At 60.7% G+C, this 25,254-nt stretch carries 23 protein-coding genes, 1 tRNA gene and 3 pseudogenes; 9 read left to right on the forward strand and 18 right to left on the reverse strand.

The genetic code is table 11. The features are described from left to right. Positions 1-32: 32 nt before the first annotated feature. Positions 33-1,628, reverse strand: a complete 1,596-nt coding sequence (locus AACG97_RS16115; protein WP_019751968.1) for an ABC transporter substrate-binding protein — start codon at positions 1,626-1,628, stop codon at positions 33-35. A 474-nt stretch (positions 1,629-2,102) separates the two neighbouring features. Here AACG97_RS16115 and AACG97_RS16120 point away from each other — a divergent pair, with 474 nt between their 5' ends. Then, a complete protein-coding gene (locus AACG97_RS16120) occupies positions 2,103-2,834 on the forward strand; it encodes a GntR family transcriptional regulator (RefSeq protein WP_225786236.1) in 732 nt (243 codons plus the stop codon). Here AACG97_RS16120 and AACG97_RS16125 read toward each other — a convergent pair. The 4 genes from AACG97_RS16125 to AACG97_RS16140 form a co-directional block, all read right to left on the reverse strand. Then, on the reverse strand, positions 2,762-3,772 hold the full coding sequence (locus tag AACG97_RS16125) for a hypothetical protein (RefSeq protein ID WP_225786237.1): 1,011 nt from the start codon (positions 3,770-3,772) through the stop codon (positions 2,762-2,764). The two genes, AACG97_RS16120 and AACG97_RS16125, sit on opposite strands and share 73 nt — an antisense overlap. A gap of 99 nt (positions 3,773-3,871) precedes the next feature. Next, positions 3,872-4,570: an inovirus Gp2 family protein gene (locus AACG97_RS16130; RefSeq protein ID WP_197885616.1), complete on the reverse strand. Its 699-nt coding sequence runs from the start codon at positions 4,568-4,570 to the stop codon at positions 3,872-3,874. 483 nt (positions 4,571-5,053) lie between these two features. Continuing rightward, entirely contained in the window at positions 5,054-5,284 is a 231-nt protein-coding gene (locus tag AACG97_RS16135; protein ID WP_086976073.1) for a helix-turn-helix transcriptional regulator, read from the reverse strand. A 53-nt stretch (positions 5,285-5,337) separates the two neighbouring features. Then, entirely contained in the window at positions 5,338-6,714 is a 1,377-nt protein-coding gene (locus tag AACG97_RS16140; RefSeq protein WP_197886436.1) for a hypothetical protein, read from the reverse strand. 159 nt (positions 6,715-6,873) lie between these two features. Between AACG97_RS16140 and AACG97_RS16145 the strand changes: the two genes are divergently transcribed. Then, on the forward strand, positions 6,874-7,527 hold the full coding sequence (locus AACG97_RS16145; RefSeq protein ID WP_086976077.1) for a hypothetical protein: 654 nt from the start codon (positions 6,874-6,876) through the stop codon (positions 7,525-7,527). Positions 7,528-7,649: 122 nt separating this feature from the next. On the opposite strand, the pseudogene AACG97_RS16150 reads toward AACG97_RS16145, so the two are convergent. From AACG97_RS16150 to AACG97_RS16205, 12 genes and pseudogenes are all read right to left on the reverse strand, one after another. Next, a pseudogene (locus AACG97_RS16150) lies at positions 7,650-7,956 on the reverse strand (type II toxin-antitoxin system RelE/ParE family toxin). Then, positions 7,953-8,168 carry a ribbon-helix-helix domain-containing protein gene (locus AACG97_RS16155; protein WP_086976081.1) on the reverse strand — a complete coding sequence of 72 codons (216 nt, stop codon included), beginning with the start codon at positions 8,166-8,168 and terminating at the stop codon, positions 7,953-7,955. Before AACG97_RS16155 ends, AACG97_RS16150 begins: the two are co-directional and overlap by 4 nt. A gap of 529 nt (positions 8,169-8,697) precedes the next feature. Continuing rightward, positions 8,698-8,787: transfer RNA gene (locus tag AACG97_RS16160), tRNA-OTHER, on the reverse strand. Between the two features lie 480 nt (positions 8,788-9,267). Then, positions 9,268-9,474: a hypothetical protein gene (locus AACG97_RS16165; protein WP_225786238.1), complete on the reverse strand. Its 207-nt coding sequence runs from the start codon at positions 9,472-9,474 to the stop codon at positions 9,268-9,270. A 13-nt stretch (positions 9,475-9,487) separates the two neighbouring features. After that, on the reverse strand, positions 9,488-9,697 hold the full coding sequence (locus AACG97_RS16170; RefSeq protein WP_081951370.1) for a hypothetical protein: 210 nt from the start codon (positions 9,695-9,697) through the stop codon (positions 9,488-9,490). Positions 9,698-10,299: 602 nt separating this feature from the next. After that, the gene (locus AACG97_RS16175) at positions 10,300-10,884 is read right to left on the reverse strand and encodes a TetR/AcrR family transcriptional regulator (RefSeq protein WP_047149901.1); all 585 of its coding nucleotides are present in this window, start codon (positions 10,882-10,884) and stop codon (positions 10,300-10,302) included. A 106-nt stretch (positions 10,885-10,990) separates the two neighbouring features. After that, positions 10,991-12,001 carry an alpha/beta fold hydrolase gene (locus tag AACG97_RS16180; protein ID WP_197886434.1) on the reverse strand — a complete coding sequence of 337 codons (1,011 nt, stop codon included), beginning with the start codon at positions 11,999-12,001 and terminating at the stop codon, positions 10,991-10,993. A 69-nt stretch (positions 12,002-12,070) separates the two neighbouring features. Then, positions 12,071-14,410: a membrane-bound PQQ-dependent dehydrogenase, glucose/quinate/shikimate family gene (locus tag AACG97_RS16185; RefSeq protein ID WP_197886433.1), complete on the reverse strand. Its 2,340-nt coding sequence runs from the start codon at positions 14,408-14,410 to the stop codon at positions 12,071-12,073. 130 nt (positions 14,411-14,540) lie between these two features. Beyond that, on the reverse strand, positions 14,541-15,755 hold the full coding sequence (locus tag AACG97_RS16190; RefSeq protein ID WP_225786239.1) for an MFS transporter: 1,215 nt from the start codon (positions 15,753-15,755) through the stop codon (positions 14,541-14,543). Between the two features lie 188 nt (positions 15,756-15,943). Beyond that, positions 15,944-16,663 carry a 4'-phosphopantetheinyl transferase family protein gene (locus tag AACG97_RS16195; RefSeq protein WP_225786240.1) on the reverse strand — a complete coding sequence of 240 codons (720 nt, stop codon included), beginning with the start codon at positions 16,661-16,663 and terminating at the stop codon, positions 15,944-15,946. Continuing rightward, positions 16,663-18,357, reverse strand: coding sequence for an aldehyde dehydrogenase family protein (locus AACG97_RS16200; RefSeq protein ID WP_197885286.1), 1,695 nt, complete (start codon positions 18,355-18,357; stop codon positions 16,663-16,665). Before AACG97_RS16200 ends, AACG97_RS16195 begins: the two co-directional genes overlap by 1 nt. After that, complete coding sequence (locus AACG97_RS16205) at positions 18,354-18,656, reverse strand: hypothetical protein (protein WP_197885287.1); 303 nt, start codon at positions 18,654-18,656, stop codon at positions 18,354-18,356. The genes AACG97_RS16200 and AACG97_RS16205 overlap by 4 nt, the downstream gene beginning before the upstream one ends. A gap of 164 nt (positions 18,657-18,820) precedes the next feature. Between AACG97_RS16205 and AACG97_RS16210 the strand changes: the two are divergent. Together AACG97_RS16210 and AACG97_RS16215 are read left to right on the forward strand one after the other, a co-directional pair. Then, a pseudogene (locus AACG97_RS16210) lies at positions 18,821-18,976 on the forward strand (type II toxin-antitoxin system PrlF family antitoxin); the annotation flags it as partial. Next, a pseudogene (locus AACG97_RS16215) lies at positions 18,976-19,311 on the forward strand (type II toxin-antitoxin system YhaV family toxin); the annotation flags it as partial. The pseudogenes AACG97_RS16210 and AACG97_RS16215, both read left to right, overlap by 1 nt. 188 nt (positions 19,312-19,499) lie before the next feature. Here AACG97_RS16215 and AACG97_RS16220 read toward each other — a convergent pair. Continuing rightward, positions 19,500-20,441, reverse strand: a complete 942-nt coding sequence (locus AACG97_RS16220) for an AraC-like ligand-binding domain-containing protein (protein ID WP_115294276.1) — start codon at positions 20,439-20,441, stop codon at positions 19,500-19,502. 354 nt (positions 20,442-20,795) lie between these two features. On the opposite strand from AACG97_RS16220, the gene AACG97_RS16225 reads away from it, so the two are divergent. The 5 genes from AACG97_RS16225 (at position 20,796) to AACG97_RS16245 (ending at position 25,233) form a co-directional block, all read left to right on the forward strand. Continuing rightward, complete coding sequence (locus AACG97_RS16225; RefSeq protein WP_225786241.1) at positions 20,796-20,969, forward strand: hypothetical protein; 174 nt, start codon at positions 20,796-20,798, stop codon at positions 20,967-20,969. Next, on the forward strand, positions 20,969-22,027 hold the full coding sequence (oxdA, locus tag AACG97_RS16230) for an aliphatic aldoxime dehydratase (RefSeq protein WP_115294275.1): 1,059 nt from the start codon (positions 20,969-20,971) through the stop codon (positions 22,025-22,027). The genes AACG97_RS16225 and oxdA overlap by 1 nt, the downstream gene beginning before the upstream one ends. A 92-nt stretch (positions 22,028-22,119) precedes the next feature. Beyond that, a complete protein-coding gene (locus tag AACG97_RS16235) occupies positions 22,120-22,986 on the forward strand; it encodes a transporter (protein WP_009685492.1) in 867 nt (288 codons plus the stop codon). 38 nt (positions 22,987-23,024) lie between these two features. Beyond that, the gene (locus tag AACG97_RS16240) at positions 23,025-23,549 is read left to right on the forward strand and encodes a group I truncated hemoglobin (RefSeq protein ID WP_009685493.1); all 525 of its coding nucleotides are present in this window, start codon (positions 23,025-23,027) and stop codon (positions 23,547-23,549) included. Positions 23,550-23,718: 169 nt separating this feature from the next. Further along, positions 23,719-25,233 carry an amidase gene (locus AACG97_RS16245; protein WP_197885290.1) on the forward strand — a complete coding sequence of 505 codons (1,515 nt, stop codon included), beginning with the start codon at positions 23,719-23,721 and terminating at the stop codon, positions 25,231-25,233. The last annotated feature ends 21 nt before the right edge of the window (positions 25,234-25,254 follow it).

Genomic DNA, 25,254 nt, shown 5'->3' on the forward strand with positions numbered 1-25,254 from the left:
GGGGCAAAGCACCACCCCGCTGCTGGCTCTACTTATTTCTTGTAGAGGTCGTACCAACTGTTGCTGTTGGGCGTGTACCAACTGAAACCAGCGACATTGGCGCGGGTGGCCAGTTGGTAGCCTGGATTCATCAAAAACACCCAAGGCGCCTCGTCCACAACAATTTGCTGGACGCGCTTCATGCCAGCATCCCTCGCCGCCTCGTCCGTGCTCGACAACGCGTCGTTGATCAGCTTGTCGACTTCGGCATTGTTGAATTTCGGGTAGTTGATAAGTGAGGCGCTGTTAAGCCAGAGATTCGCCACATAAGCCGCATCGGGGACAATGGCCATGTCGCGGAAGAAATACATGGGGATCGTGCCCTTGGAGTACTTCTCCACCAGCGTCGAGGCGGGCAACTTCACCAGTTCCACGTCAACGTTGGCGCGGGCGAACGCGGTCTTGAGGATGACGGCAATCTCTTCCTCGATCTGATCACCGGTACGGTAGCCAAGCTGGGTTTTGAAGCCCGATTCCTGGCCCGCCTCTTTCAACAGTGCCTTGGCCTTCTCCACATCCTGGGTGTACGTGAAATATTCATCGGTATAGGACGGATAGATTTCAGAGATCGGGCTCTTGGTTGCCCGTGCCTTGCCGTAATACACCGCCTTCAGAATATCTTCGCGCGGCACCAGATAATTCAACGCCTGGCGAACCTTGGGGTTATCGAACGGAGGTGTGGTGTTGTTCATTTCAACGCGGTGAATGTAGTTGCCAAACACCTGCCAAATCTTCAGCTGAGGATTCTTCTCCAGCATCGCCAGCTCACGTGGCGAAAGCCATTCGGCTACATCCACGGCCCCAGCTTGCAGTGCTGCCAGGCGGTTGGCCGATGTCGGCATTTCGCGGAATATGATTTTCGAAAGACGCGGCACGCCCCGGTAATAATTCGGGTTGGCTTCGTACACCACCTCCTGGCCTGACTGGAATTTCGTCACCTGATAGGGCGCGAACGAGGCCGAGTGAGTGGCCAGCCAACTGGATGCGTAAGGGTCGTCACTGGTGACGTTCTTGCGGGCAGCAGTGGCGTCCAGAATGCCGAGGTCATTGTTGACCCAGATTCGCTCGATCAGCGGAGAGGTCTTGGGCAAGGTGACCGTGACGGTCATTTCATCCTGCTTCTTGAACGCTTCTTCAAAGGATTTGATGCCGAGGATCTGGCTCATGTACCAGCGGAAATTCGCGTTCTTGTTCCAGCCCCTTTCGAACGACCACATCACATCGTCGGCGGACAGGGTGTTGCCCGCTGCGCTCTTGACGCCACTGCGCAAATGAAAGGTGATCGAGGTTTTGTCGTCTGCCACCGTCCAGCTTTCAGCCAGCGCCCCCACCAGCTTGTCGAAGTTTTCCACCTGCACACCGTCGACGACCTTGGTGTCGTAGGCCAGCAGGCGCTCGTAGATGTTGCGCTTGGCTTCGTGGGTGGCTTCGGTCGGCGGATATTCCTGATCGAGCGACTCAGGCGTGCGAGGGCCTGCAACCACCAGGATGGCGCTCGCATTCTGGGCAAATGCATTCGGAGCAACAGCCCCACCAAGTAGCGAAACGACTGCCAGCGCCTGCGCAGCGGGCCTCAGAAGGAACCGCATTATTTTCGTATTCATAGGATGGGATTTTTTGTTGGAGGTGATTGAGTAAGCCCTTCTCAAATACGAAGACGTGATGCCAATAAACTTATGGCTCACCTCCCCCGCTCTAGAATGGCTGTCTATGGCTTGGGCAGTGAGAGAATCGATAGCTGACATGCGGCCCCAAGATTGTTGCTAAACAATTTGAAATTGTGACAATCACATAGCAATCCATGTGCCATCGGTGTGACAAAACCTCGTTCCCGGTTTGAACGTCAATGACAATAGTCTTACAGGCCCCGAAATCAGGAACTTCACGATGTGCAATGGGGTAAGCCAACAGCCAGTCAAGCACCAACCAACCCTGGCCGAGCTCTTGCTCACTCTCGGTGCGCCCCCATGATTCGTGGTCATTCGAGGTGCACATTTGAACAATCCCAGGTAATTCTGTGACAATCGCCAATTCTTTGGTAACAAACCATGCAGACGGCACCCATGCTCATCGACGACTCACCCACAGCACGTCCTCGCAAAGCCGGCACTACTGGCCAGATTCTTGGAACAGCCGAGAAACGCGACACCATTTATGAACGCATCCTGAATGCGGTGATGGAACACCGGCTCATCCCTGGTACCAAGCTTGTGGAGGAGAAGCTTGCCAGCGTATTTGAGGTCAACCGCACCCGCATTCGCGAAGTGCTCGCCCGGCTCGCACATGAAGGTGTTGTCACCACGATTCCCAACCGTGGCGCGTTCGTAGCCAGTCCGTCTGTAGAGGAAGCTCGGCATATATTTAACGCACGCAGGATTCTGGAGCCGGCGCTAATTCGGACACTCGTAGCGCACGCGGGTGAAAACCAGATCACTCAACTCTATGACCATGTGGCCCTAGAGCGCGCTGCTCGGGAAAACAATGACAAGCGCGCGGTTATTCGCTTGTCTGGAGAGTTCCACCTACGGATCGCAGAAATGGTCGGCAGTCCCCCACTTTTGAAACTTATGCGAGAGCTGTCTTCGCTGACCTGTCTGATCATCCTGTTGTACGACGCGCCCAATGTGCCGGCATGCCCAAACCATGAGCATCTTGAGATCGTGAACGCTATCAAGTCAGGCGAAACTGAGGAGGCGGTCAGGCTCGTGATAGAGCACCTGAATCACATCGAGAACACGCTGGATCTTTCGATAGGGGAAGAACAGGAAGTGGATCTGGACGAAATCTTCGGTTGAACGGTACGAAATTGGGAAGATATTCCGAACCCCTCCTTGCAGAGCATTAAGGTCCATCCCACAACGGTGTTTGCCGCTCCTTCGACACCCGGTTCTAGCTGGTAACGGCATTCAGGGTCGAAGCAGAACCAGTCGATGAAATCTTCGTAGTCGATCCGCTCTTGGGTGGCCCCGATCAAAAGGGCTAAAGACTCAAGATTTTGACGACATTTCACCACGTCAGAATTGCTGGATCCGGGAAAGATAATCGGTGACAGGTGCCGTTTCAGCGATTGTCCGAGTCGTGATTCGCTCAGGCGGAAATCGTCTTCCGAGCAAGCACGGAGCTTGTTCAGAATAATGCGGTTGTAGACCTTCCACTGCTGACCGGAGCGATCAGCGGGCACATCTTCCGCAAAGGCCTCATAGGCCAGAACACTGAGGTAGGAAAACAGCTCCAGCAGCGATAAATGCTCAAGCTGTTTTTCGGCACTGGCAATCAGTTCATCAAAGGGCTTGAGCTGATCAAGCAATCGATCACAGACACCGAAGAATACTTGCCAGTCATCTCCTGTGAGCGCCGCACGCAGGGCAAGCCAGAGGGGCGACTGGGCACGCTCAAACAGCTTCGAGTAGCGAATCACCCATCTGAGGGTTTCCGGGTTATGGCTGGCAAAGTGCAATAGCAGCTCGATGCTGACTGCATTATCGAAATGCAGCACCCGGCTGAGTGCCAGGCTAGCGAGCTCGGATTGAGCAACCGCATCCGCATCAAGCCAAAACGAGGCCGTTACCAGGCCTTGTGCACGCTCAAGTGCTGACTGGTTCTTACCAGCCGGGCGCTGGTCGAGGAAATGATGCAGGCTCTCATCAAGAGCACGGCCCTTACTGAGCTCTGACTGATTCCGTTCGTATACCGACTGGTAATGCCGTCGGCAGCGCTCTCCATTTTCCGTCATCCCGCAGCGCTCTCGTCAGCATTCTATTCCTGGCCGGAGCCTAAACCATCGGCCGGCCAGGATTCCATGGGCATGACACTACTGCGCAGTAGGTAGCCACTACCCTCGGCTAGTGCCGAATCCCCGCTGACGATCCCCGTAGGACTTGGTCGCTTTCTTACACAGGTAGCTAGCCCGGTAGAACAGATCATCCAGCTCATCGCCCTTGCCTTGACGCTTTACTCGATCGATCAGGTACTCAGCATTCTTCGGGATGTGCACCAGCCCCGTCATCAGGTCGACTGGTAGCCCCAGCGCACCTGCCCAGGACTCCTCGATACGGCTGATCATGTTCACCCGGTCTGACCCCAGACGCCCGATGGTATAGTAGGCATCGCGGTTCAATAGGATCAGCAAGTGATAATGTTGCCGGCCGGCCTGACCGATCTCTCTCGACCAGACATACCGTACTTTGCAACCGCGCGAGCAGCCACGCTCAGCCACCCGCTCCTGGTGGTACTGGATCTTCTTTGTAAACGATTCGAAGAAGCGGCTGATGACCTGGTTCGTATAGGCGTAGTCGGGTAGCTCGACACCCTGAGGCAGGCGGAGATCCACCCTGTAGGCCAAGACCCTCGGATACTCAGCCAATGCCAGGTCGATAGTGCGCTGGAGATCAGACAGGTACTCCCGAATAAAGGGGCCTACTTCGCTCTGTATGGGAAAGCCCTCGAAGGTATCCCCGTAGTGCAGATGGAGGTTGGTATTGTCAGGGTGACGGAGTGGGTAGCGTGGGGTGGGTTCGGTATCGTTGAGCATGGTTATGACCTCTCGTTGGTTGAGTTTCATAACCAGTGCCTGCTGTGTACTTTTTAACCGTTACCTGTCCTCGCCTGATCCGTTGGTTGGTCCCTCTGGATACGCTGTAGTGTTGGCCTCTCAGGTGGTGGATCAGTGTCCGACTCTCTGTGTAGGTTAGTGAAGGCTGCTACTCGGTTAGGCCTGAACCCTTCGGGTGGTAATAGCTAGTAAAAGCATATTACCCACACCGCAACTGACCGCTCCGACTGGCTCGGGAAAATCCACCCCGCTCACCAAGCCACAGCGTCAGTATTTGCTGAAACCGTATTCCGGAAAAAAACCAGACCCAGTGCCATGAGGATCAATGCCTAGCCAGCGTCTGCCGGAACGATGGGAGCAATATCGCTCCGACTTTCTGAAGATCGTCGACCCGCCCAGAATCAGACTGCTGGCATAAGCGCCATGACCAGCCGTAGCCAGTCATGGCGCAGAAGATCATTTCTAGCTAGCCGCACTCAGATGGCCGGTGGCACGCACTCGTGCTCCCTCAGCCAGATCACGATCCTCGATCCGTGCCAAGATCCAGTCGTGCACCTCGCTTTCCACCCAGCCGACACAGCGGTCGCCCAGCGAGACCGGCTTCGGGAAGGTGCCTTCCGAAATGTACTTGTAGATGGTAGACCGGGCCAGGCCAGTCGAATCGATTACTTCTTTCAGGCGGATGATCCTCATGAACGGGCTCCTCGTATTCGTTCAGAGGATTGGCGGGGGTAGTAAAATTTGAACTACTTCATTAGCAACCGCTTGGCCGGGTAAGACGCGAGCCCGTAGTGAATCCGCGTAACCAGGTCCATATCAGCCTCTCCACTGTACGACTCGGGGTTAACGACACCGGGCCTTTCCTCCAGCAACACCGTGCACTCGGACAGCCACTCCGGAGGTGGCCGCAATAGCACCGTAATGATCGAATATCCCGTGCCCTGTAAAACCGGCAGTATGCTCAAGCCTCCCGAATCGAACTCGATCCAATCTGCCTGCCCGAATCTTGACCTGTAATCCCGAGCAATCTTCAGCACCTCGCCGTGAAAATATCTGATGATAGCTTTCCAATCTTTGTCAGCATCGTCCTGGCCACCTTCGGGCATGGATGACTTTCGCAAGGCTCCCTCGATCCTTTCTCGAACCCAGCCACCGTCGACAAAACCTTTTGTTCCGAGCTCACGCCAGTGACGAGCAAGCAATTCGGATGCATATTGCAGGAGCATGAATTGAAGAAGCCTGAACACCACTCCCCTCTGTCCAGCAAGAAAGCGGATCACAGCCAAGGGTGTTTCAGTTCGTACCCCGCTGCCATGTTTGCTTACGCGAAGAACATCTCTCCATAGGCTTTCCTCATGTGAGACACGCCTCTCATCTTCCCAGCCCAGTCGATGCACCACGACGGCACAGTTTCGCTTCAATCCAAATGCTGGATGGTTCAGGTTGAGAAAATAGGTACTCGAGATCTTCCCAGCCCTGAAAACCGAGCTTGATGCTCCCGGCACGTAGGTACGAATCAGCCCCACTGCCAGCAACCGCTTGAGCCGATGTTTCAAACTCTCGGCATCGAGCCCCGTCAGTCGGATTAACTCCAGATTGCTTACCCCGGTCACCTGCCCGAAGCTATCAGCACGCACCAATAACGTTCCCAGCAGCAATCGGTTGGATGCACTCAAGCGGCCGCGGGCGCCTGGCGGCGCCGGACTTCCAACCTTGCTCAGCGCCGCACTCTTCGCTTCAGTCTTGGACACTGCTCCCAGCATCTCTACTGTCAGATCGTCTCCAGAGAACAGTCGCTCAAGGAGCTTGGCGTGTTCCCGATATGAGCTTTTCTTTTCCGCCAGCAGCGCAAGCTCTGCGGCATCGATCCGGTAAGTGACTGCCGGTCGCCCCCGCCCCACCCCTCTCGACAGTCGGCATATCGCACCGCAAGAAACGAGCTCGACGAGGGCGCCGCTCACCATCCGCTCCGAGACATGGAGCCATTTGGCCATTGCCTTGGCATTGCCGGGAATCGTGTCAGCACCATCGCGCAAAGCACGGCAAGCCATTGCTTCCAGCAGAAACCTTGCCTCTACCCCACAACCCGTCAGACTCACGCTCATGCAATCGATAATCAGCAAAGCTTAAATCCTTCGACAAATAAATAACAGTTTATACACCCTGTACAAAATATCATAAATAAATATATAACAAACGCTTAACGTTACCGTAACGCCACAAAAACCATTGCAGGATGCCCATAACAGGATTACAAAGAAGGCATCTAGACAGAGGGTGGAATGGTGACTGAGGACAATACGACTTGGCTGCGCCGAAACGAGTGGGAGTGGGCGGAAGCCTATTTGCGCAAGCGCGCCCCCAGAGACATCTTCCTGGGTCGATTCGACAACCCGGGCTACGCCAGAACGACACAGATCATCAAGGATATCGAACAGACCACGGAAGGAATAAAACTGATCGAGCGCTTGAAGAACGCTCTACGACAGCGTAGATACCGCTCGCCGAGCAACGGCAGGAAGGCATGCACCTTCTCCCTTCCGACCAAGACCGTGACGAGGCTCCGCCATCTGGCCAACAAGCACGATCAACCGGAAACCTCGATAGTCGCTGCACTCATCGATGGCCTGTACGACATGACCAAGACGCAGCAGGCGCGGGAAGAGCAGTTGAAGAAAACTGCCCAAATCGAGCGACAAATAGCCAACCAAGCGAAGTCCCTGCTCAAGGCCCAGTTGGAAGAGGCTATGAAGCACCTGGAACGCCAAGTCGAGCTTGTCGTCATGTGGGAACTGTCTCTGGAGGCAGCTCAACCTCCTTTCGAAGGTGATGAAACGCAAGCGCGACTCGAGGTAGAGAAAAGGATGAAGGGCGTTCAAAGAGAACTACGCATCATTGCAACCAAGCACGCGCTTACCAGTGAAAGGCTGATCTGACCTTCTGCACCGCCCACCCGATCACAAATGGGTAGATATAGCCTATTAAGCTGTGCTGAACCCAGCGATGGCCTTTATAGATGACCGTCTGCTTGCAGCTAATGAGAGAGGCTTTCCATCAATCATCCAGGAATGTCCCTCACCCCATGTAAAACGCGCCATACATCGACATGGTCAACGCGCTCAACGTAGAAAACCAGATAGGGATAGCGCTTCCGCAGCCAGTAGAGCAACCTTGACAAATCCAGCTCATGAACGTACCGAGGTATGCCCGAGGCCGGGTGGCGGCTGATGTGGATGTAGGCATTTTCCAGGGCATCGATAAAACCGAGTGCAGCCTGCTCGGCCTGCTCACCAAGGTAATAGCTGATAGCGTCTTCTACGTCTTGATTGGCAAGAGCCCAAAGAAATGACGGGCTTGGCCCTCATCCTTGAGCCTTAAGAATCTTGGCGCGTAGAGATTCGAAATAGTCACCATCCGCAGGCGCAACTGGGCCTGATTCAGCGCCAGCCAGTAGCAAGCCTCGCAGATGCTGCCGATCCTGATCCTTGCGAATCAGCTCTCGCACATATTCACTACTGGTGCTGTAGCCTCGCTGACTGACCTGATCATCGAAAAAGGACTTGAGAGCATCTGGCAGAGTCCGTGCTTGACAAAATCCGCCAAATCATAACCCTCCAGCCCTGCCTCGCCAGTTACTCGACTCGATAAATCATACAAAACCGCCATCACAAGGCATTTACTTCAAGTGGGTACAAACATGGGTAGAAAAACAATCACCCACAAAAAAGCCCCGTTTTCAGGGGCCTTAATGAGAAATTTGGCGGAAGCGTAGAGATTCGAACCCGAAAGCTGCCCACGCAGAACACCAGCCGATTACTTCACGTCCCTCCTATGCATGTCCGGCCACCGACTACGCCGGCGTTTAACCGTCCTCCCACCGCACAGCCCCGACAACGATTTACCCTCTGGCGAAGCGGGCTAAGCGATATCAAATCTCGGACCGTAGGAGAACGGACGTTATCGGGCCGCTCGAGTCGAAGGCGCCGCGTAAGCAGACTGCTGGTTATCGGTGGGGTAAAAAGTGGGGTAAAAAGACAGACGAAGAAAAACAGTGGCCCATAAAAAAATCCAGTCACCGCTAAGTGACTGGATTTCTTGGAGTTTTTTGGTCGGGACGGAGTGATTCGAACACTCGACCCCTTGCACCCCATGCAAGGATGAGGGAGCAAAGACCAATTACCCTGATCGCCGCCCCAAATCAGTGAGGACAAGGTGCTCTCAAAATTCCCAAGTTGCACAACATCTAGCGGTGCGCACCCTCCCATGCGCGCTTTGCGGAGCACAGACAGACTCCCTTGGAACTCTATGGATCTATAACTGGAGCGGGAAGACAGTCTCGAACTCAGGGACGCGTTATTGCAAATGTTATGCTCCATCAAGCCCCGCCATAGCTGTTCCTCGAGAGCCTTCAGGTAGCTAAAGGATAGCGACGGGGCCCAGAGTGAGCGTCTGCTATCGACCCATAGCGGCCGGTGGGCACAACCGCAATCTCTGTGGGAGCGGGTTTACCCGCGAACACCGGCATAGCCGGTGCCATCCACCGCGGCGCTTGCTTCGCGGGTGAACCCGCTCCCACAGGTTGCGTGTCGGCCTTACTTAATCCGTTATTCTCCAATGTCCGCCATGGGTCGAAAGCAGACATTCACAGGACGTACAATCTCCCGCGTAAGTGCCAATCAGTGAGTGGTTCCGCCACCACGGCCAAAAGCTCTCATTTGGTAGTCAGTTACAGCTTGGAACAGAGACTCAGCTATCACGCGTAATCTTTCCACCTCTATTGCAGGCGCGCGAGCATCCTGAGCTTCGTGGTACCGGCGCATTGCCTCAACTGCCTCCGTGTAGGCTGGGTGGTTGGGCGGCAAAATCTTAGACTGCTTGGGCATCAGTGCCTCGATGTCAGTGAATCGATTCAGACGGACTGCCGGCTTCCAGCAACTGGAAATCCACTACCGCATGATAAAGAAAGTCGGCCAACACTCTAAGCCGCTCAACTGTCTCTCGAGATGCCCCGCTATCTTGGGCGTGCTGATGCGCCCTTATCGCAACAAGGGCTTCGCGTAGTAGCGGCTCGCCGGCTTTGGCCGTGCCTTCCAAGGTTCGCTTCATGCTCCGACCATTCTGTTCTGTTCAGCCATTATAGGGTTATCGCAAGAGATTGAGCGCCGCTTTCGTTCCGGCTTTCTCGCCATGGAGGTACACTTAAGCTCAAGGTGATCCACCTTAACCGCTGTCAGAAATCGCCATTCTCGATCACGCATCCTGCTGGGGGTATCGCGGGTATTTTTGGGGGTACATTTATGGTTTTTCGACCCTGAAATACCGCTCTAGAGCCATGTCCAAATGTTCTTCGGGGATCCCAATAGTTTGGGAATGGGTTCCACAGAGATCCAGAAATTACAATAAATTCATTAGCTTAACTTAAACTCAAGCCCAATGCCGCCCGTCGTATTCCGCCGATTTCCAACGCGTCTGCGGGTTTTTGGGTACTTTTTCTGTTTCGAAAAAAGTACCCGCACATCACGACTTCCCTCCCTACGCCCGGACTGCGGCGAAAACTCAGCGATGCTTTCCTGCGCGCCATTGCCGAACCCGGCAAGTACGCTGATGGCGGGGGCGCTGTCGACTGGCCACTAGGTACCACAGAACAAAAAACGATTGCAGCCCGGAACAAAGATGGGGATGTCTACCTGGCCGTAGCTTTGAACGAGTCACCTTACCAGCAAGCCATCCAGTAACAAACTCAACGCCACTCCACCCTCGGCCAGGCGTGCCTGGCCCTCTTCGGCCTCGGCGATCCAAAACGCAGCCTCGGCCAGGCTGCCGTAGATCAGTGACGCCAGGGCATGCGGGTTGACAGGCACGACAATGCCCTGCTCTATCAGGTTGGCGATCAGGTGTTGCAGCGAGTCCACGCAATGGCGTTGCGCATCCGGCGACGCACCGCCCAGCACCGCCCGGGCGTCACGCAGGACGATGCGCTGGATCGGTGGTTCGACGGCCATTTCGAGGTAGGCGTGGCAGCGCCGGCAGAAACCCTCCCAGGCATCTTCGGCGCTGTCGGTGATCGCTCGCAAGCGTGCGTCCATTTCAGCGTCGAGTTCCGCCACCACGGCCGCCAGCAAGCCTTGCTTGTCGCCAAAGTGGTGATAGAGCGCCCCCCGCGTGAGCTGAACCTGGGCAGTCAGGTCATCCATCGAGGTCTGCGCATAGCCGCGCTCGCCGAACAGCTGGCGCGCGGTGGCCAGCAAGGTGGCACGGGTTGCTTCCATTTCGGCACGGGTACGGCGAGCCATCCGGCGGTTTCCTTGTTCTGCGGCATGACGGGAGCATCGTCGTCGATGCGATCCCGGCATTCTCACGGCCTGCTGGCGCCGTGACAAGCGCGCCAGCACCGCGGGCTCAACGTGCGAGCAGCTCGCTGATCGCGCGCTCGATCCCCTGGGTATCGGCATCGTTCAGGCCCTCACCGGCCACATGGCCCCAGTCGGACTCAAGCACGCGCAGCTCGGCACGGGCGATGCCGCGAGCCTCCTGCTCGGCATCCAGCACCGGGAAATACAGGTCGCTGGACGACGGCATGATCACCGTGTCGGCCTTGATCGCCGCCAGTGCCTGGTCGATGTTGCCGCGATAGCGCGGGTTGGCACTGATGTCCGCATGCTGCCCCATCCACAGCTGGGCGAGCAGGTCGTTGGCATCACGCTTAAGGAACCAGCCCTCCCAGAAGTCGATCAGGAAGTCCTCGAGCGAGGCATAACCCAGCACCCGCTGGTCCAGGCGTTCACGGTAGAACGCCTGGGAGAAGCCCCAGCCGGCATAGATACGCGCCGCGACCCGCAGGCCACGGTGCGGCGGCTGGTCATAGAAGCCCTGGTCGAAGGCCGGGTCGAGTTCGATCGCGGCCCGCACGCTGTCGAAGAATACCTGGAAGTGCCGCGACGTCCGTGCAGCGCTCTGGAAGGTGAACAGCCGTTCGACCTGGTCAGGATAGGCCGCCGCCCACTCGAACGCCTGGGAACCGCCCAGCGACCAACCGATGGCCAGGCGGATCTTGCCGATGCCGAAGCGTTCGCTCAGCAAGCGCTGCTGCTGGATCACGTTGTCATGCACGGTGATGCGCGGGAAGCGATTGCCGTTGTGCGGCGCCGGCGTGTTGCTGGGGGAACTGGACACACCATTGCCGAACGCGTCAGGCACGACAATGAAGTACTTGTTCGGGTCCAGAGCCCGGCCTTCGCCGATCAGCCACGCGGTGTCGTCATGGGTGGCGGCGAACGACGTCGGGTAGACGATGACATTGTCCTTTGCGGCATTGAGTTCACCGTAGGTCTGGTAGGCCAGCCTGGCTTGGCGCAGGCACCGGCCGGACTGCAGCTGGATGTCACCCAGTTCGAAAATTTCTGCGTTCATGAATCGCGCTCCCTCGGCCAGGCCGAGTGCAAGGGTCGAATGGGGCCGACTGCCGGCCCCGGTTATCGGTCAGGGCAGGCGGTAGGCGATGACGTAGTCGCCACGCGCCTTGCCGGGGCCTTGGGCGCCGCCAGCGGTCACCACCACATACTGGCGCCCGCTGCGGTTGCCCTGGTAGCTGATAGGGGTAGCCTGGCTGCCGACGGGCAGTCGGCCCTTCCACAGCACATGACCGGTGCGGCTGTCCATGGCCCGCAGGTAGTGGTCCATGGAGCCTGAGAAGAACACCAGCCCTCCCTGGGTGACCAGCGGCCCGCCCATGGTGGGCATGCCGATGGGCATCGCCAGCCCCGGCAGCCCTCCAGGCAGCGGCGTATCCTCGGTGCTGCCCATGGGCACCTGCCAAGCGATCTGCCCTGAGTTCAGGTCGATCGCGGTCAGGGTCCCGTAGGGCGGGGCGATGCAAGGCACGCCCAACGGCGAGGTGAACATGCCGTGGATGACGCCATAGGGTGCGCCGCGCTGCTCGGCATAGTTGCCCGATGCGCCGGTGGGGTTGTAGCCGGCCGCCAGGGCCTTCTCGTGTTCGATGAACTGTGCCCAGTGGGCGATGCGGATGTCATTGACCAGCAACAGGCCAGAGGCTTCGTCGACCGCGCCACCGCCCCAGTTGATGCCGCCGTAGTAGCCGGGGTACATCAGGCTCTTGCGGGTGCTCAGCGGGGTAAAGTCACCGACGTAGTGCATCCGCTTGAACTGGATACGGCAGTACAACTGGTCGAGGGCGGTCATGCCCCACATGCGTTGTTCGGTCAGGGGCGCATATCCCAGCGACACACTGGAGTACGGCTGTTGTGGCGCCGGCCGCTGGCCAGCGGGCGCGCCCTCGGCACTGACCGTGCGCGACTCGACCGGGAAGACTGGCCGGCCATCGCGCCGGTCGAGCACGAAGACCTGGCCGGTCTTGGTCAGCACGATGACAACGGGGGTGGTATCGCCATTGCCGGTGGGCAAGTCGTGGAGGATGGGCTGAGCGGCCACGTCGTAGTCGTGCAGGTCATGATTAACCGTCCTGAAGTGCCAGCGGTCGATCCCGGTGCGCACGTCGATAGCGACCACCGAGGCATTGTAGGTTTCGGCCGCCAGGGAACGGTCCGCGCCCCAGAAGTCAGGGGTCTGGTTACCCGTAGGCACGTAGATCAGGCCGAGCGCCGGGTCGTAGGACGCAGTCCCCCAGAAGTTGGGCGTCTCATCCGGGTAGACTTGCCCCGCCGGCAGCGGTTTCCCGCGCTTCGGTGCGGCGGGGTCCCAGGCCCAGACCAGCTTGCCTGTGCGCACATCCCAGCCGCGCACCACACCTGAAGGTTCACCACGAGCGGCCCAGTCCTGCATACGTGCGCCGGTGACGATCACGTCGCCTGCCACCAGGGGTGCCGATGTCGGGTAATAGGAAGCCTTGGCCGGTTCGCTCAGCCCCGTGAGCAGGTTGACCTGGCCATTCTCGCCAAACCCAGGGCACACCGCGCCGCTGTGTGCGTCCAGCGTGATCAAGCGGGCGTCGAGGGTGGTCAGCACGATGCGCGTGCGGCACAGGGCCTCGCTTTTTTCCACCTCGCCGGCGGGCGCTTGCCAGGACGCCAGGCCACGGCAACGCTGCCATTCCTTCGACTGGGCCTGGGGGTCGTAGGCCCATTTCTGCTCACCGCTCTCGGCGTCGACCGCTACCACCTTGCTGTAGGGCGTGCAGACATACAGCAGCTCGCCGAGCTTGATCGGCGTACCCTGGAACGCGGCCTCGCCAACGGGCAGGTCACCGGTGCGGTATTGCCAGGCCACTTCCAGGCCGGCGACGTTCGAGGTATCGATCTCGCTCAGCGCGGAATAGCGGCTGCCACGCGTGTTCTGGCCGTATTGTGGCCAGTCGGGGTCGCCCGCCTCAAGGGAGGGTTCGCCCGGCGCCGCCTGCGCCACTTCCACGCCAGGCAGCGCAGCGCTCCCCGGATGCGGCTGGAAAGCGCCCAGCCCACCGACCAGCAGCACACCGAGCAACACCGGCAGCAGCCGGTTGCGCACGGCGCGCGCCCCAGCCAAGCCTGCGGTGTCGCGAAGTTGCGGGTAACAGGCGGTGACGATGCACGCCACCACCAGGAACATCGCCACCCGCGGCACCCATTGCCAGTAATCGAGGCCTACTTCCCACCAGGCCCATGCCACGCTTACGGCCAGCAGCGCCAGGCTGACACCCAGCGCGTAGCGGCGCTGCCGCCACAGCCCCAGGGCGACGGCGCCCAGCATCAGCCCAGCCAAGGCATAGAACCCGCTGCCGCCCAGCATCAGCAACCATACGCCGCCAACCAGCAGCGTCACGCCGATCAGCGCCACGCCGCCCGACAGTGTGCGGGTGAACATCCGTGTACCCCTCATGCCCTCTCCCCAATTCTGTAAAGACCTTCCAGGCGCGAGCACGCCTCTCCTGCGACGGGAGACGTGCACGTACATGGTGTGGAACGCCCGGGCGTGACGCCGCCCGGGCCGTGCGTCATTTTGCGCCGTTGGCCTGGGCGGCCAGCGCTTCGGGCTTGTGCCCGCCCATGCCCAGCGCCAGCAGCAACCCCAGTGCGGCCAGGCCGGCCGCCAGCCACAGGTTGGTGGTCAGGCCCAGGCCATCGACGGTCTGCCCGCCTGCCCAGGACCCCAGCGAAATGCCGACGTTGAATACGCCGACGTACAGTGCCGTGGCAATTTCCACCGCGGCGGGCGCCGCCTTCATCATCCAGGTCATCAGACCCACCGACACCCCGCCGTAGGCAAGCCCCCAGGCCAACAGCACCAGGCTGCCACCGAACTGATTGGCACCGATGCCGAGAAACAGCAGCGGGGTCAGCAGCAGCCCGACGGCGATGGCCACCAGGGTGAGCGTGGTGCGTCGCGCAGCGATGATGCCGGCCAGGAAATTGCCGATGATGCCGGCGATGCCATAGGCGAACAGCAAGGCGCCGATCCACTGCGGGTCGAAACCGGATACCGAGAGCAGTAATGGGCGCACGAACGTGAACGCCATGAAGTGCCCGGCCACCAGCAACAGGGTCAGTGCCAGGCCCGCCTGAAGCTTGCGATTGCCCAGTTGCTCGGCGAACTGGCGCAGTGTCACCGAGCCGTGCACCGGCAATGACGGGATGACCGCTAGGTGAATCAGCAACACCAGGGCACTGAGTATCGCCATGCTGCCGAACGCCCAACGCCAGCCAGCGAAGTCACCGATCAGCGCCCCCAGCGGCACGCCCAGCACCGAGGCGGCCGCCACCCCACCGAAAATGATCGAAGTGGCCAGGCCGATCGATTGCCCAGGTACCAGGCGTGCGGCCAGGCCGCCGGCAATGGCCCAGATCCCGCCCATGCAGAACCCGACCAGCACCCGCGCGGCCAACATCCAGGCCATGCTCGACGCCAACGCCGAGGCGACATTGGCGACCACCAGCAAGCCCAGCAGGCCGCAGAGAATCCAGCGGCGGTCCAGATTGCCCGCGGCCATCACCACCAGCGGTGCGAAGAAGGCCGCCAGCAAGGCTGGCAAGGTGATCATCAGGCCAGCGGTGCCCGTCGTGGTACCCAGCGTTTCGGCGATGGTGGTCAGCAGGCCGACCGGCAGCATTTCAGTGGTGACCACGGAGAACGTGGCGAGCCCGACGGCCGCGACCGCCAGCCAGGGGTGGCGGACGTTCGGTGCACTGGCGGTGTTTTCAGATGCGCTCATGATTGCAGATCCCTTGAATGAAAATCAGGCGTCGCCGATGACTCGAGGCCCGGTGGCGCCCACGGATGATTCGAACTTCCCTGCGACAAGGCGTAGGTGCCCTGCCGGCATCATACATACAGGATGTATGTAAAAAGACACTACCACGCCTCCCAGGCCCCTACAACAGCCCACCCGTCGGACGTTGCTCAGCCAGCGCGCGGTCGCGTCGACGCCGCGTGGTCGATGGTCAGCAGCATGTACAGCGTCTCGCCCTGCACGGCCCAGCTACCGTGAAACACATGGCCATCGGAAAACCTTTCGCCCAGGCGCTGCGAACGCAGCGCCAGCTCGAAACGCCCTTGGTCGTCCCAGTCGGTCAATTGCGCTTCGTCCATTTCCAGCTCCACGTGGCAAAGCGGAAATACTGCCTTGTAGAAGGCTTCCTTGGCACTGAAGCACAGGTAGAAGAACCGCAGCGCCTCGTCACCCCGCATCCGCTGGAAACGCTCGCGTTCCTCCGGGTGCATGGCATGCTCGGCCATCTCGGACAATTCCGGGTAGCCGACCATGTCCTCGATATCGATGCCCAGGCCAAGACACAGCCCGGCATCGGCCACGCACGCCAGCGCCAGCTTCCGGGTGTGCGATATCGACCCCACGGTGCCCAGCGGAAAACGCGCGTAACGATAAGGCCGGGCAATCGGCAACCAACCCTGCTCATGGCCCAGCGCCCCCAGCGCCGCCGCCGCACACACCCTGCCACCGGCGAACTCGCGCCGGCGGGGCGCCAGTGCCGGGCCCAGCCAGCGAGCGTCATGCAACACCGCGTCACACGGCGTGCAGTAGCCCTCCAGGTCCAGGGCGAACAGCGCCAGCCCCGCCGGGGGCGGCCCCCGGAATGGCCAGACCGGCTGCGCCTCACGCATCACAACAGCTTCCTCTGCTCGGTCATGCGCAATCGGGCGTGGTAGTAGCCCGGCGCGCCATAGGTGACATTGGCCGCGGCCCCTGTGCCGCCACCATGGATATCGGTGAACACTGCGCACTGGCTGATGTAGAAGTTCTTGCAGAAGTTGATCGACAGCAGCGCCCCCATCTCCTGCGAAACCTGGCGCAGCGCATGCTCCACCCCGGCATCGACGGTATACAGGCCAAGGCCCAATGCGCCATGGTGCTGACCAATGACGCGCAGTTCCGCAAGCAGGGCCCGCAGGTCAGGCGGCTGGACCAGGAACGACACCGGCCCGCGGATTTCCCGGCCATAGTGTTCGACGCTGCTGGCAAAGCCCTGGCGCACGGCAATCAGTGAAGGCGTGACGATGCAGGCGCGTGGGTAATCGGGGTCCTGTACAGCTTCGGCGCGGCGCAGCACACGGGCGAAACGGGCGCCTTCACAGGTGCGGATCTCGGCCAGGCTCTGCGCGTCCAGCAATGCCCCGAGCAGCTCGCGGGCACTGGGGAAGCGCGCCAGCACCTGCTCCACCCGCTCGACCAGGTCACGTTCGAACTGCGCCACCGACACCACGCCGTCCGCCAGGCGTATGCCTTCAGGCAGCACGTACAAGGTCTGTGGCGAGGTGCACAGCTGCGCCGAAAACGAGCACAAGCCAAAGGCCAGATTCTCGAGCATGCCGTCGTAGTCGTGGGTCGAATGCAGGAACACCGGCGTCTGGGCGCTTTGCTGGGTCATCACCCGCGCCTGCCAGGCATGCTGGCGCAGCCAGCTGCCGAACTCCGCCGCGCCCATGTAGTCGATCAGTCGCACGTCGGGGTGCAGCGCCGCCTGCCGATAGGCGGCCGGGTCGTCGCTGTGGAACAGGTTGACGATGTCATGGGGCACACCGACCTGCGCACAGGCCGCCTTCAGTGCCTTGACCGTCAGGGCCATCGGCAACACCGCCTGGTCATGGCCGACGACCACCACCGGGCAACCCGCCGCGAGCGAAGCGAACAACCCGGGATAAGCGCCCCAGGTCGGCACCACCCGTCCGGCGTAGACCAGCGACAGGCCCACCGGCATGGTCGCGAACTGGCGTGACAGGCGTTGGCTGGCGCCCTGCCCCACCACCAGCTCTGCCTCGAACCCGCCACTCAGTTCGCGAGCCGCCGCCAGCACCTGGGCCACCGACTCCAGCGCACGTGCCTGGGCGTGCACCGCATTGGCGTGAAACCCCATGAACAGGCCATGCCCACTGGTGTGCATGCCGACATGGGCAAACAGGAAGGTATCCTCGTGCAGGCGGGTGATGACCTCGCACAGCAAGGCACAACGCAGGCCGATATCGAGCTGCTGCCACTTGCGCTTGGCCGCCTCGGCCCGGCACGCCAGCAGCGGGAATGCTTCGACCCGGTAGCGGATACCCAGCTCGAAGCCGTAGGGCGAGCGTTCGCCACCTGCCCAGCGCGGGTCCACGTCGGCCGGCACCTGCGGGGTGACGTGGAACGGCGCGTCGAGCAGGCGCCTGAAACGGCTCTCGCCTTGCTCTATCTGTGCACTGTCGTAGTCGCCCAGCTCATCGGAAAACGGGCTGAACGGCTGCCGTGTGCGCACGGCCTCGATGGCCGCCTCCAGCAGTGGCCCATGTTGCGCCTGCCAGGCCTTGAGCTTGCGCGCGTTCATGCGGCGCCGTCCGTTTCCACGGCAGTGGCAAAGGCTTTGCGGCCCGGCATCTGCGCACTGAACAAGGCATCCAGCTCGCGTGCGCCCTGGGTGCGCGCCATGCGCACGAACTCGGCGGCGTCCGCACCGACGCAGTAGTGCGTGTCAGGCGCCGCGCAGCTCAAGACCTCGAGGATGACCTGGGCGAAATCTTCCTCGCTTGTGGTCGCCTGGCTTGCCAGCGCCTCGCTGGCTTCGAGAAACGCACCGAACGACGGCCCGTAGATGCTTCGAAACGGACACTGACCCGGATGAAGCATTTCGCCGAATTAGCGGGCTGGGCAAGCTTGGGTGAGGAATTGTTCGAGGCAGGGTTTAGTGTCGAACAGGAAGCGCCTTAGGGTCTGTACGCAATCCCGAGAAACCTATCATATCCTTGGAAGTGGTGTAACTCATCCTGCGGCGCTATTGAGCGTCCTCCCCGCCTGCCATCGTTGCGTTCCTGGGTTTGCTGGAGGCTGATATCCGAAGCGGACGCAACCTCACTACCCTGTCGGAAGGCTTGGCGCAAACCATGCTCGCCAACGCAAATCGCTCCGTTAACCTGGACGAAGATATCGACGGTGAGGTCGCGATCTGATGCTACGACATGGCTGGACACTGTTGTTCCATGAAGGTGTGACTTTACAGCTACGCAAATTGCAAGAAGCCGCCGCCCGAGCCGAGCAGAACGACCCGCAAGGTTTTGAGAGCAACGCCAACGTGAAGCTGTTTCGGGCATTGAGCCATCTGATCATGGAGGCTGTACCGGCCGACCCGGGCCGTGATGAGTTCCGCCAAGGCAACACGCTGGGCACTGCCTAACGGCATTGGCGCCGAGCAAAAATCGGCAGGCGCTTTCCGCTGTTCTTTAGCTACGACTCAAGATCCAAGGTCATCGTCTATGCACGGGTCAACGACGAAAATACCCTACGGAGATCCCGATAGCTTGTGACTGACTTCCACTGAGATCCATAAGTCTCTGCAGCGAGCCGCAATCTGCAAGAGCACCAGCCTTGTGTCAGGCTCCGCCCACTTCTCCTCGGCGGTATAGCCCAACCTGGCATGACCGAGCTTCAAGGCCGATAATACGCAGCCTGGTCTTTACCTTGAGGGCGCCGGACTTACCCCCTACTCCGCCGCAACAACGAATGCGGCGCTTCTCCAAAAGCCTTCCGAAACGCATGACTGAAATGCGAGAAATCGGAGAACCCGAATTCCAGCGCGGCCTGGGAAACACTTCTTACCTGGCCGCGTTCGATCGCTGCGCGGCTGGCGTTGAGCCGTTCCTTCCAGATTTCGGCGACCGGGGATTTCTGGTGCCGGGCAAACGCCCGGGTGACCGTGCGCGTCGATACGTGGTGGGCCACGGCAATCGACTCGATCGACAGTTCCGGTTCGGTCAGGTGCCGCTGGATGTAGTTCATGATCCGCCCGTAAAGGTCCAGCTCTTGATGGGTGGTCTTGAGGTCCTGCAGCTCCAGGCTGAGCACTAGCAAGTCGATGATGGTACTGGAGTAGCGCCGGGAGATGCTTTCGTTCTGCAGCAACGCGGCGGAACTGGCGGCCTGGCCGATCATCTGCCGTAGCGGAATCACTCCGGGGCGGGACTCGTCCAGCACCCGCGCGGTGAGGTCGGCGATGCCTGGCAGGCGCTGCGAGAGCAGCGGTCGGGGGATGCGGATCAGGTGGTTTTCGGTACCACCCAGGCTGAAGCGGAACGGTTGGGATGCGTCGTAAAGAAACACACTGCCGGTCGTCAGGCTGGCCTTGCGCGTGTGTTGTTCGATTTCGCCGTAACCGTCGAGGGTGAAACCCAGCCAGATATCTTCGGCTGGATCGCCGCGCAGGTGTTGCTCGGAACGCACCCAGTGGTGCAGTGGCGAAGACAGGGTGGTGATGTCCAGGGGGCCAATTCCGTGGACCTGTAGCGCACCCTCGAAATTGCTCTGCAACGAGGGTTTGCTGTCCGCCGACAGGCAATGCCGGCAGACCACTTCCCGCCAGTAGTCGAAGCGACGGGCTGGCGAAACGGTAAGGGTGGAATAGTGATTGGTCTCAGCCATGATGGCGCTCACCTTGATGCTACTACTTGAGGAACGAAGCACTGTTACCGAGGTTGCGACAGGCAATATCCACGCCAGCGCGACTCACTGGCGCGGGCCGTGGCCAACCCGGCCTGCGGTGTGGATGCCGCGGCGGCGTCCATCGCAAAAGCCCCTCTTGCGTCTGCCCATTCCGGGGCAAAAACCCATTTTATCCCTGTGCATTGCACCATCGCGGTTCGTGTCCTGGCGGGTATTTTCGCGCTGTCTTTACCAACCAAACGGTTGTCCTGACCAACAAAGCGACGCTGTTGTGGCGTACCTAACGTTGACCTCACGGCATTTCCAGCAACCTGCGCCGATGAGGTAAAGCCCATGCGAGTTCAACAACAACAACAACGAATGGTCGACGAGTTCAGGTGGCTGCATATGCGCGACCTGGCGCCCGAAGAGTTTTTGTCGTGGCTGATCGAGTGGGGAACGTGCGCGTTGCGTGCCCGTGGTAATGCCGAGCGTGTGCCCGAAGCCAAAATAACAAGGAGCCTGTGATGGAGTCCGCAATCGACAAACACCTCAAGTGCCCGCGCACCTTGTCGCGCCGGGTGCCTGACGATTACCAGCCGCCGTTCCCGATGTGGGTCGGTCGCGCTGACGCGCAGTTGACCCAGGTGGTGATGGCCTACCTGGGTGTGCAGTATCACGGCGATGGCCAGCGCGAGCGGGCCTTGCAGGCGCTGCGCGAGATCGTCGCCAGCTTCAGCTTGGCCGACGGCCCGCTGACCCACGACCTGACGCACCATGTCGATAGCAGCGGCTACGACAACCTGATGGTGGTGGGCTACTGGAAAGACGCCAGGGCGTATTGCCGCTGGATGCGCTCGGCCGAGGTGGATGGCTGGTGGAGTTCGCCGCAACGCTTGAGCGATGGCCTGGGTTACTACCGCGAGATCAGTGCGCCGCGGGCCGAGCAGTTCGAGACCTTGTATGCATTCCAGAGCGATCTGCCCGGGGTCGGGGCGGTCATGGGCAGCATCAGCGGCGAGATCGAGGAGCACGGTTACTGGGGCTCGATGCGCGACCGCTTCCCGGTGTCGCAAACCGACTGGATGAACCCGGACGGCGAGCTGCGGGTGGTGTCCGGCGACCCGGTCAAGGGCGGGCGGGTGGTGGTGGTCGGCCACGACAATATCGCCTTGATTCGCTCGGGCCAGGACTGGGCCGCGGCTGACCAGGCCGAGCGCTCGCTGTACCTGGACGAGATCCTGCCGACCTTGCAGGACGGCATGGATTTCCTGCGCGATAACGGCCAGGCGTTGGGCTGCTACAGCAACCGCTTCGTGCGCAATATCGATGCGGACGGCAACCTGCTCGACAAGAGCTACAACATCGGTCACTGGCGCTCGGTGGAAAAACTCGAACGCTGGGCGGAATCCCATCCGACCCATCTGCGTATCTTCGTCACCTTCTTCCGGGTGGCCGCGGGGCTGCAGAAGTTGCGGCTCTACCACGAAGTGTCGGTGTCGGATGCGAGCAGCCAGGTGTTCGAATACATCAACTGCCACCCGCACACCGGCATGTTGCGCGACGCCCAAGCAAGCGCCAACTAACCAACGAACTCCACGTTTAGCCCTGCACCTGTCGTTGTTACGACAGCGGGGCTCTTTTTGCCCGCGTTTTACCACCAAGAAGGACTTGGGTCATGAAACAACTCCGTTACCTGATGCTTGCGGCGGCCGTGCCGTGCCTGTCTGCGCAGGCAGTTGAAGTTTCGCCGGGGGATTATGAAGTGCTGCCGGCGGATAAAACCATCGGTGTAGTCTATTACCAGCATTCCACTACCGACAGTGCCTACGCCCAGGGCCACAAGGTCAGCTCCGACTTCAACCTGACCTCCAATGTCGGCATCCTGCGTTTGCTGCACGTCTTTAAATTGACCGACCGGCTGACCATCGAGCCGCAGTTCCTGCTGCCGTTCGGCCATGTTTCCAGCGGCGGTGACGCCTCGGCCCTGGGCAGCGCCAGCGGCATCGGCGACCTCATTCTCACCGCGCCGCTCAAGTACCGCCTCAACGAGGCCAACGACACGGTCGGCGCCACGGTCTACCTGGTCGCACCTACCGGCAACTACGACCGCAAGGACGCGCTGAACCTGGGCGAGAACCGCTGGAAAGTGGATCTTCAGGCCGCGTACATCAAGCACTTCGGCGAGAAGTGGGCGCTCGACCTGGTGGGCGATGCGATCTGGTATGGCGACAACGACGACTTCGGCGCCAACTCGGTACGCCGCGAACAGGAGACGTCCTACGCCGCGCAACTGATGGGGCGCTACATCATCGACCCGGGTACGTCCTTGGCAGTCGGTTTTGGCCACACCTGGGGTGGGGAAAACCGGATAGACGGCACCTCCCAGGATGACCGCGGCAAAACCACCAACTTCCGCCTAACCGCCACCAAGTTCTTTACCACCCAGGACCAGTTGCAGATGCAGCTGGGGCGTGACCTCGCGGTAGAAAACGGGCCGAAGGAAAACTTCCGACTGAACCTCAGGTACGTCCGGGTCTTTTAACCGCCTGCACATTCCCAGCTGAAACGGAGCATTCGAACATGACTGAGCCAAACGCTTCCACCGAGCAACAACCTTCGCTGTATACCCGCCTGGGTGGCTACGACGCCATTTACCAGTTCGCCGGCGCGGTATTGCGCAAGACCATGGCCCACCCGGCGATCGGCCATATCTGGGCGCATATGTCCGAGTCGACCTTCCAGAAGGAACACATCAACTTCGTCGATTTCCTCGCGCAACACTGGGGCGGCAGCGCCAAATACCGCGGGCGGGACATGGTCACCGCACACCGCGGCATGGGGCTGACCGAGGTGCACTGGCAAGCCACGCTGGATTGCCTGGAGGAGTGCTACAACGACTACAACCTGGCGCCGGAGCTGCGCAAGGAGGTCAACGATTTCCTGGTCAAGTTCAAGCCCGCCGTGATCGGCAGCCCGTCCTACCGCGACGTGGTGCTGGCCAACCCGACGATGGACCCGGCCAAGGGCATGAATAGCGTCGGCGTGGTCTGGCCCGCACGCGGCGATGCGGCCGGGCAGGCCGGGGTGCCCAAGCTGGAGCAGTAGGCCTGCGACCTGGCGCAACGCAGTCCTGCTCAACACAGCGACTGTCCTGCTCAACCAAGTCGGCTCCCCGCGCTGGCGCTAGGTTAGTACCAGGCCCAACCGCGGCGAGCCCACGAACCGCTAATTGCCGGCCCCTTGGCCCGGCACCGGAAAGGAAAAAGGACACCCCATGGCCATCACCCGCCCGACGCTCGAACAACTGCAGGCGCTCGCCAGCCGCCTGCACATGCAACTGACGCCCGAGCAAGCCAGCGAGTACCTGGCGCTAATGCAGGGCAGCCTCGACGCCTACGACCTGGTCGATGAGCTGCCGGACTTCACGCCGCTGGTGCGCTACGAGCGCACGGCGGGTTATCGCCCTTCCAGCGTGGAAAACCCGCTGAACGCTTGGTACTACCGCACCGAGGTGATGGGCGCCAGCAGCGGCATACTGCTCGGCAGGACGGTCGCGCTCAAGGACAACATCTCGCTGGCAGGCGTGCCGATGATGAACGGCGCCTCGCCACTGGCCGGTTTCGTGCCATCGTTCGACGCCACCGTGGTGACGCGCCTGCTCGACGCAGGGGTAACGATTCTCGGCAAAGCCACCTGCGAACACTATTGCCTGTCTGGCGCCAGCCACACCTCCGACCCGGCGCCCGTGTACAACCCGTTGCGCCCCGGCTTCAGTACCGGCGGCTCGTCGTCGGGCAGCGCGGCGCTGGTCGCGGCGGGCGAAGTTGACCTGGCGGTGGGCGGTGACCAGGGCGGGTCGGTGCGTATTCCTGCGGCCTGGTGTGGCATCTACGGCATGAAGCCGACCTTCGGGCTGGTGCCCTATACCGGGGTAATGGCCATCGAGGCCACCTTCGACCATGTCGGCCCGATGACCCGCAGCGTGCGCGACAACGCACTGATGCTCGAAGTGATGGCCGGTACCGACGGGCTTGACCCGCGCCAGGGCGCGCCGGAGGTCGATAGCTACAGCGACTACCTTGGGCGCGGTGTCGGCGGGCTGCGTATCGGCATCCTCCAGGAAGGTTTCCAACTCGCCAACCTTGATCCGCGGGTGGCCGAAACGGTCCGCGGCGCCATCGCCCGGCTCGAGGCGTTGGGCGCGGTGGTCGAGGAGGTGTCGGTGCCCGAGCACACGCTGGCGGGCACGTTGTGGAACCCGATCGGCTGCGAAGGCCTGACCATGCAGATGATGCACGGCAACGGCGCGGGCTTTAACTGGAAGGGCCTGTACGACGTCGGCCTGCTCGACAAGCAGGCCGGCTGGCGGACCCAGGCCGACGCCCTGTCGCCTTCGCTCAAGCTGTGCATGCTGGTTGGCCAGTTCGGCCTGGAGCACTACCACGGCCGTTACTACGCCAAGGCCCAGAACCTCGCGCGCTTTGCCCGGGCCGGCTACGACAAGGCACTGCAGCGCTACGACCTGCTGGTGATGCCGACCGTGCCCATCGTCGCCCAGCCGCTGCCCACGCCGGATTGCTCGATCACCGAGAATGTCTCGCGGGCACTGGAGATGCTCGGCAACACCGCCGCACAGGACATCACCGGCCACCCGGCCATGTCCATCCCCTGTGGCCTGGTCGACGGCCTGCCGGTCGGGCTGATGCTGGTCGGCAAGCATTACGCCGAAGGCACGATCTACCGGGCCGCGGCAGCCTTCGAAAACGCAGTGGACTGGCGCACGCTGTAGGCGCTGCGCCCCTGCAAAAAC

Origin of the sequence: Pseudomonas sp. Nvir (assembly GCF_963778085.1) — a bacterium.
GTDB lineage: Bacteria > Pseudomonadota > Gammaproteobacteria > Pseudomonadales > Pseudomonadaceae > Aquipseudomonas > Aquipseudomonas juntendi.